The 8,193-nt window shown below is 60.1% G+C and carries 5 protein-coding genes; 2 read left to right on the plus strand and 3 right to left on the minus strand.

Features of this window, described 5'->3' with window-relative positions:
* Positions 1-141: 141 nt before the first annotated feature.
* Positions 142-837 carry an aquaporin Z gene (aqpZ, locus tag KGA97_RS28230; protein ID WP_008029032.1) on the plus strand — a complete coding sequence of 232 codons (696 nt, stop codon included), beginning with the start codon at positions 142-144 and terminating at the stop codon, positions 835-837.
* Between the two features lie 15 nt (positions 838-852).
* On the opposite strand, the gene KGA97_RS28235 is transcribed toward aqpZ, so the two are convergent.
* A complete protein-coding gene (locus tag KGA97_RS28235; RefSeq protein WP_008043467.1) occupies positions 853-1,977 on the minus strand; it encodes a GNAT family N-acetyltransferase in 1,125 nt (374 codons plus the stop codon).
* 283 nt (positions 1,978-2,260) lie between these two features.
* Here KGA97_RS28235 and KGA97_RS28240 point away from each other — a divergent pair, with 283 nt between their 5' ends.
* The gene (locus tag KGA97_RS28240; RefSeq protein WP_008029035.1) at positions 2,261-3,577 is read left to right on the plus strand and encodes a putative porin; all 1,317 of its coding nucleotides are present in this window, start codon (positions 2,261-2,263) and stop codon (positions 3,575-3,577) included.
* A 162-nt stretch (positions 3,578-3,739) separates the two neighbouring features.
* Here the strand turns inward: KGA97_RS28240 and KGA97_RS28245 are convergent, their stop codons facing one another.
* Positions 3,740-4,861: a beta-ketoacyl-ACP synthase III gene (locus tag KGA97_RS28245; protein WP_223481902.1), complete on the minus strand. Its 1,122-nt coding sequence runs from the start codon at positions 4,859-4,861 to the stop codon at positions 3,740-3,742.
* A 338-nt stretch (positions 4,862-5,199) separates the two neighbouring features.
* Positions 5,200-8,193, minus strand: a 2,994-nt coding sequence (gene hrpA / locus KGA97_RS28250) for an ATP-dependent RNA helicase HrpA (protein WP_223481903.1), incomplete at its 5' end; no start/stop codon positions are given.

Raw genomic sequence — 8,193 nt, forward strand, 5'->3', positions numbered from 1 at the left:
GCCCCCAACAGCTCTAAGCCCACTGGAATTCCAGAAAAACCCTGCTGTACTCAGCCAAGGTTCTGGAGATGAGCCTGTCGTAAATCTGCAGGATGCATAACTCGATACAGTCTCGATAGGAAACCTATCAAGGACACTCTCATGTCTCTGTTCAAACGTTCAGTCACTGAGTTGTTAGGTACGTTCTGGCTGGTGTTGGGGGGTTGCGGCAGTGCGGTTCTGGCCGCGTCTTCTCCGCTTGGGATCGGAGTACTCGGTGTGGCCATCGCGTTTGGTCTCACCGTACTGACCATGGCCTTCGCCATCGGCCACATCTCCGGTTGTCATCTCAACCCCGCCGTATCGGTCGGTTTGTCAGTCGGTGGCCGATTCCCCGCCAAGGAACTGCCCGCCTACATCATCGCCCAGGTCATCGGCGGGATCATCGCCGCCGCGTTGATCTACTACATCGCCAGCGGCAAGGAAGGCTTCGACCTCTCCGCCGGCCTGGCCTCCAACGGCTACGGCGAACACTCCCCCGGCAAATACTCGATGGCCGCAGGCTTTGTCTGTGAGCTGGTGATGACCGCGATGTTTGTGCTGATCATCCTCGGTGCCACCGACAAACGTGCGCCGGCCGGGCTGGCACCGATCGCCATCGGCCTGGCCCTGACACTGATCCACCTGATCTCCATTCCCATCACCAACACCTCGGTCAACCCGGCCCGCAGTACCGGCCCGGCCCTGATTGTCGGCGGCTGGGCGATCGCGCAACTGTGGATGTTCTGGGTCGCGCCGCTGCTGGGTGCGGTGGTCGGTGGTGTGACATATCGGTGGCTGGGCAAGGAAGGCACTTGACCCCATGGAAGAGGATCAGTCCTGTCGGTAAGGCAAGGCGGTCCTCGCTTCCTCGGCATAGGCCAGGACGCCGAGACGCTCCTGATGAAGGAAGTCTTTGACGGCGGCTTTCAAGCCGGGATGGCGCAAGTAGTGCCAGGAATGGGTGATCACTGGTTCAAACCCGCGAATCAGTTTGTGCTCACCCTGAGCACCGGCATCGAAACGCTGAAAACCGTTGGCAATTGCGTAGTCCATCCCTTGATAGAAACACGTCTCGAAATGCAGACGATCGAACTCCGCCAGACAACCCCAGTAACGCCCATAAAAACTGTCGCCGCCCACCAGGCTGAAGGCCATGGCCACCGGCCGTGAGCCCTGTTTGGCCAGGACCACGCGAATCGATTCCGGCATGCGCTCGGCCAACAGACTGAAAAATTCCCGCGTCAGATAGGGCCGTTGCCGGCGCACCGCGTAGGTGTTGGCGTAACAGGCGTAAACGAAATCCCACTGCGCCTGATCCAGTTGCTTGCCTTCCAGCCACTCGAAATCAAACCCCTGCCCCGCCACTTGCTCGCGCTCTTTGCGCATCTGCTTGCGCTTGCGCGAACTGAGGACGTCGAGGAAGTCCTGAAAATCCCGATAGCCGCGATTTTGCCAGTGGTACTGACAGCCGATGCGCTGCAGCCAGCCGGGTTGTTCGGCCAGCGCCGCGTCGGTGAACGGATCGGTGAAATTGATGTGCGCACTGGAGAGTTCTTCGATCTCGAGGTAACCCGGCAAACTCTTCAGCAGTTCGAAACCGTCCTCGACCGAGGCCGCCAGCAAGCGCGGTCCGCTGACCGGGCTGAACGGCACGGCGGTCAACAGTTTGGGGTAATAGTCGATGCCCGCACGCTCGCAGGCATCGGCCCAGGCGTGATCGAACACGTACTCGCCATAGGAATGCCACTTGCGGTAACTGGGCAGCGCGGCGATCAACCGGTCCCCGTCCATGTGCAACAAATGCTCGGGCTGCCAACCGGAATGCGGACCGACGCTGCCGCTGTCCTCCAGTGAACTGAGAAAGGCATGGCGCAGAAACGGCTGGGTTTGCGGCACCAGGGCATCCCAAGTGTGCGGGGCTATTTCGGACAGTCGTTCCAGGCGTTGCAGCGGCATCACTTCCCTCTCCACTTCTTGGCGTAAAAGCCTCGCGAGTATCGCCTATCGAAGCGCAATCCACACTCGTGATCCGCCGACAGGGCCCGGAATAGAAAGTTCCTTCGCACTTTGTATCGTCATCGAGCCGCCATCACTTTGCCACTGCCTTGTCATAAACCATCGCGATACTGGCGCCAGTTTTTAGAGCGTCGGGTTCTATCCCGATCACTGTTTTCCGTCCGACATCGGTCGGTTGTGCCCTGGATGGCTAAGTCATCCCCTCTCATCTTCGGAGATTGATATGCGTCTTGCTTCCACGAAAACTGCGGCGGCCCTGTGTGGCGGCCTGCTGCTGGCCATGAGTGTTCCGGCCAGCGCCGCAGTCGACGCCAAACTGCTCGACATGCTGAAGGCTAACGGTTCGATTACCAACGCGCAGTACAGCGAGTTGCAAGCCGAACTGGCCAGGGATCAGAAGGATCAGCAAATCGCCCGTCAGGCTCAGCAAGAGACTAACGAGCAGATCGCGGCCACCGCGAAGAAAACCGAAGCACTGAGCACCTTCGACCAGAAACTGGCGTGGGCAGCCAAGACCCAGTTCAAGGGTGACGTGCGTTTCCGCCAGGAAACAGTCAAGAACGACGGCGTTTCCAACACCGGCGACCAGGATCGTCAACGTATTCGCGTCCGCCTGGGTGCCTACACTGCAATCAACCCGCAAGTGGACACCGGCATCCGTATTGCCACTGGCAGCGACAACGACTCTCGTTCCACCAACCAGAGCCTGGATGGCAACTTCACCAAGAAGGATATCTGGCTGGACCAGGGTTACGTCGACTACCACCCTGACGCCATCAAGAATCTGCACTTGATCGGCGGCAAGATGGCGCAACCATGGGTGAGCATGGGCGACATCATCTGGGATAGCGACATCAACCCGGAAGGTCTGGCAGTGACTTACAAATACCCGCTGGGCGGCAGCACCGAGCTGTTCGGTAGCGCCGGCCACTTCACCCTCAAGGACAACGTCGACGGCGAAGGCAAGCAGTTCCGCCACGACCTGCGTCTGTACTCAGGCCAGTTGGGCGCGCGTTTCGCGATCACTGACAACCTGAAAATGACCTTGGGTGGCAGTCTCTACGCTTACGACAACGACAACGACATCAACAATACCTGTGCGGCGAACACCTGCCGACTGGCCATTAACGGCAACACGGCGAACGAACAGTTCAAACTGTACGAAGGCTTTGGTCAGCTCGACATCGGCGGCCTGCCAATGCCATTGTCGATCTACGGTCAAGTCGTCAACAACGACGATGCCAGCAACGATCAGGACATGGGCTGGTTGGCCGGTGTCAAGACCAACGTCTTCGGCTTCGGCGTGGACTACAACTATCGTGACGTACAGCGTAACGCCGTGGTCGGCGCCTTCACCGACTCTGACTTCGCCAACGGTTTCACCGGTTCGCGCGGCAGCAAGTTGAAAGTGAGCTACGAGATCGACAAGAACTTCGCCCTCGGCGCGACGTACTTCATGGCTGATTCCGACTACACCAACGCCACCCTGCGCGACTCGAAAATCAACACCCTGCAACTGGATGCCGAAGCCAAGTTCTGATCCCTGCTACACGGTTCGGGCAAGGACGCCCAAACTGCTTTTACAAACTCGCGCTGCTGTATCGGTCCCCATCATCCGTCCGATTCAGCAGCGCGAGTTTTTTTATGCAAAAAAAAGATCGCAGCCTTCGCAGGCTGCGATCTTTTCATTTACCGCGACAACTCAACGCTTGCGCAGAATCACGCTACCAATCGAATAACCGGCACCGAACGAGCTGAGCACCGCCAGCGAACCCGCCGCCAGATCATCCTGGTTCTTGTGAAACGCAATCACCGAGCCCGCAGAGCTGGTGTTGGCGTAGGTGTCGAGAATCACCGGGGCTTCTGCTTCGGTGGCTTCGCGGCCCAGCAGTTTCCTCACGATCAAGTGGTTCATGCTGAGGTTGGCCTGGTGCAGCCAGAAGCGCTTCACGTCGCCGACGTTGAGCTGGTTCTCTTCCAGGTGCGCACCGATCAGCTCGGCCACCATCGGGCAGACTTCCTTGAACACCTTGCGGCCTTCCTGCACGAACAGTTTGTCCTTGGCACCGATGCCCTCTTCCGCCGCGCGGTTGAGGAAGCCGAAGTTGTTGCGGATGTTGTTGGAGAACTTGGTCAGCAGCTTGGTGCTGACCACGTCGAACTGGTACTTGGACGTCGCCAGTTCCGCTCGCTCGATGATCACCGCAGTGGCCGCGTCGCCGAAGATGAAGTGGCTGTCGCGGTCACGGAAGTTCAGGTGACCGGTGCAGACTTCCGGGTTGACCATCAGCACTGCCCGGGCGTGGCCCAGTTGCACGCTGTTGGCCGCCGCTTGAATGCCGAAGGTTGCCGAGGAGCAGGCCACGTTCATGTCGAAACCGAAACCCTGGATGCCCAGCGCTTCCTGGACTTCGATGGCGATGGCCGGGTAGGCGCGTTGCAGATTGGAGCAAGCGACGATCACGCCGTCGATGTCCGCCGCGGTTTTGCCGGCACGCTGCAAGGCTTGTTCGGCCGCGCCGATAGCCATCTGACAAAGCACCGACCACTCGTCGTTCGAGCGCTCCGGCAGGCGTGGCGCCATGCGTTGCGGGTCGAGAATGCCGTCCTTGTCCATGACGAAGCGGCTTTTGATACCGGAGGCTTTTTCGATAAACGCGGCGCTGGATTCGGTCAATGCCTCGACTTCGCCACGGGCGATGGCGTCGGCGTTGTCGGCGTTGAACTGCGCGACGTAAGCGTTGAAAGACTGCACCAGCTCTTCGTTGGAAATGCTGTTGGCCGGGGTGTACAGGCCGGTGCCGCTGATGACGACGTTATGCATGGTCGTTTCTCTAATCTGTTCAGGCAGAAAGCATTGGCACCGACGTACCAATACATAAAGGGTCTGTTCCCGTCACAGGAAGCAAACCTGGCATCGCTTTATTCCGAACCGCCCGAACCTGTGGAGGCTCAAAACCGCGGGGCCGGCGTTTATAGGCGCGAAGTTTGCCATAAACGTTGGGGTTTGGCGCCTTTTGCGAGTGTAACGGCACTACGGTTCAAGTAATGACAAACGGCAGATATCCAACCTGTAGGAGCACGGCTTGCCGGCGAAGGCGGCCTTGAACCTTGCATCGCATTCAAAGACGCCTTCGCCGGCAAGCCGTGCTCCTACAGGTTTTAGGGTTCCACCTGGGTCCATTGCTTGTTCAGGCGTTTGTCGGAAATCGGCACCTTCGTCCCCAACTGCTGGGCGAACAGCGAAACCCGGTACTCCTCCAGCCACCAGCGATACAGCTCAAGCTGCGGATCGCGTTTGCCTTCCTGGGCATGTTTGCTGGCGCGAGTCTGGTATTGAGTCCAGAGGCCGGACAACTCACCGCTCCAGACCCGATCCTTCTGCACCTGCGCAGCCAGTTTCTCGAAGCGCTGCTCGATGGCTTTCAGGTAACGCGGCAGTTCCTTGAGCCACTGCATCGGCGTTTCGCGGACGAAACCCGGATACACCAGATGACTGAGCTGCTGCTTGATGTCATTCAACGCCACGGCCTGCGCCAGATCGATCTTGCCCTTGAAGCGTTTTTGCAGGCCGTGCCAGAGCTTGAGAATTTCCAGGGTCAGCTTCGCCAGACGCTCGGCATGCTCGGTCCAGCCGCCGCGTTTACGTTCGGCCAGCGCCGCCAATCCGGCGCCATCACGCGGCAACGGGTCTTCGCCGTCGAGGATGCAGCTGTCGAGACTGGCCAGCAGAATGTCTTCCACCAGACTGTCGACGCGGCCCATGTCGCGGTACATCAGGCCCAGCTCGGTCAGGCCCGGCAACTTGCCGCGCAGGAACTTCGCCGGTTCCGCCAGTTGTTGCATTAGCAGGCGCTGCAACGCGCGGCGATGCTGGAACTCGGCTTCGGCCGGCGTCGAGAACCGCCCTTCCTTGACCGTGCCGGCCTCTTCGACGAGCGCCGGATACACCGTCATCGACAACCCGGCGATCTTCTGTTGGGTCTTTTCCGCCACGGCGGCGAAGACTTTCGCCTCCACCGGTTGCTGACTTTTTGCCGTTTGCGGGACGGCCAGTGCGGCCTGGCTGGCTTCAGCGAATCGCGCGGTGAGCTCCGCCAGATCTCGTCCTTCGCCGAGGAACTTGCCCTGGCCATCGACGATTTCCAGGTTCATCCGCAGGTGATTTTCGACCTGCTGCGCCGCTTCGGTCCACGCTTCATCGCTGACCCGCGCACCGGTCATGCGCAGCAACTCGCGACCCAATGCCTGAGGCAATGAGCCCTCGGCAAAGGTCATGCGCTGCAACGCGGCTTTGACGAAGTCCGGCACCGGCACGAAATTCTTGCGCAACGCCTTGGGCAGGTTGCGTACCAAGGCAATGCACTTGGCCTCGATCACGCCGGGCACCAGCCACTCCAGACGTTCCGGCGGCAGCATCGGCAACAGCGGCGCCGGCACCCGCAGGGTCACGCCGTCACGCGGGTGGTTCGGTTCGAAATGGTAACTGAGCGCCAGTTCCAGATCGCCGATGTGCAAGGTGTCCGGGTAATGCAGCGCGGTGACTTCACTGGCCTCACGAGCCAACACGTCTTCTTCGCGCATGATCAGCAGTTGCGGGTCTTTCTGGCTGTTGACCCGATACCAGCTGTCGAAGGTCGCGGTCTGGTGAATCTCCGCCGGCAGTCGCGCATCGTAGAAGGCGAACAGGGTTTCTTCGTCGGCCAGAATGTCGCGACGGCGAGCCTTGGCTTCCAGCTCGTCGAGTTGTTCCAGCAGTTGCTGGTTGGCCGTCAGGCACTTTGCTTTGGATTGAATCTCGCCGCGCACCAGGCCTTCGCGAATGAAAAACTCACGGGACACCACCGGATCGATCGGCCCGTAATGCACCGGCCGACGACCGACCACGATCAGCCCGAACAAGGTGATCTGTTCGAACGCCACGACCTGCCCGCGCTTCTTCTCCCAATGGGGTTCGAAGTGGTTTTTCTTGATCAGGTGCCCGGCGAGCGGCTCGATCCAGTCGGCATCGATCTTCGCGACCATGCGCGCGTAGAGCTTGGTGGTTTCCACCAGTTCGGCGGTCATCAGCCATTGCGGGCGCTTTTTGCCAAGGCCCGATGATGGGTGAATCCAGAAGCGCCGCTGCCGGGCACCGAGGTAATCGCCTTCATCGGTTTTCTGCCCGATCTGGCTGAGCAGGCCCGAGAGCACGGCTTTGTGCAGCTTGGGGTAATCCGCCGGCTCTTTGTTCAGGCTCAACTGCATGTCGCGGCAGATCAAACTCAACTGACGGTGCGAGTCGCGCCACTCGCGCAACCGCAGGTAGTTGAGGAAATTCTTGCGGCACCAGTTACGCAGCGGACTGGCCGTCAGCGCCTGGCGTTGCTCTTCAAAACCACGCCACAGATTGACCAGCCCGGCGAAGTCCGAGTCCACGTCCTTCCATTGTGCATGCGCCTGATCCGCCGCTTGCTGACGTTCCGGCGGACGCTCGCGCGGGTCTTGAATCGACATCGCGCTGGCGACGATCAGCACTTCCTGCAAGCTGCCGAGTTTCGCCGCTTCGAGCAGCATGCGGCCCATGCGCGGGTCCACCGGCAGGCGTGCCAATTGGCGCCCCAGCGGGGTCAACTGGCTGTTGCGGTCCACCGCCGACAGCTCTTGCAGCAGGTTGAAACCGTCGCTGATGGCCTTGCCATCGGGTGGCTCGATAAACGGGAAATCGGTGATCTCGCCGAGGCGCAGATGCAGCATCTGCAAAATCACCGCCGCGAGGTTGGTCCGCAGGATTTCCGGGTCGGTAAATTCCGGGCGGCCAATGAAGTCTTCTTCGCTGAACAGCCGTACGCAAATGCCTGGCTCAACCCGACCGCATCGACCTTTACGCTGGTTGGCGCTGGCCTGGGAAATTGCTTCGATGGGCAGGCGCTGGACCTTGGCGCGATAGCTGTAACGGCTGATGCGCGCGGTGCCGCTGTCGATCACGTAACGAATGCCCGGCACGGTCAGCGACGTTTCGGCGACGTTGGTCGCCAACACCACGCGACGCCCCGGATGCGACTGGAAAATCCGCTGCTGTTCGGCCGGCGACAAGCGTGCGTACAACGGCAGGATTTCAGTGTGTTTGAGTTGCGCCTTGCGCAGCATGTCGGCAGCGTCGCGAATCTCGCGCTC

The organism is Pseudomonas sp. BF-B-15, from assembly GCF_019946675.1.
Taxonomy (GTDB): domain Bacteria; phylum Pseudomonadota; class Gammaproteobacteria; order Pseudomonadales; family Pseudomonadaceae; genus Aquipseudomonas; species Aquipseudomonas migulae.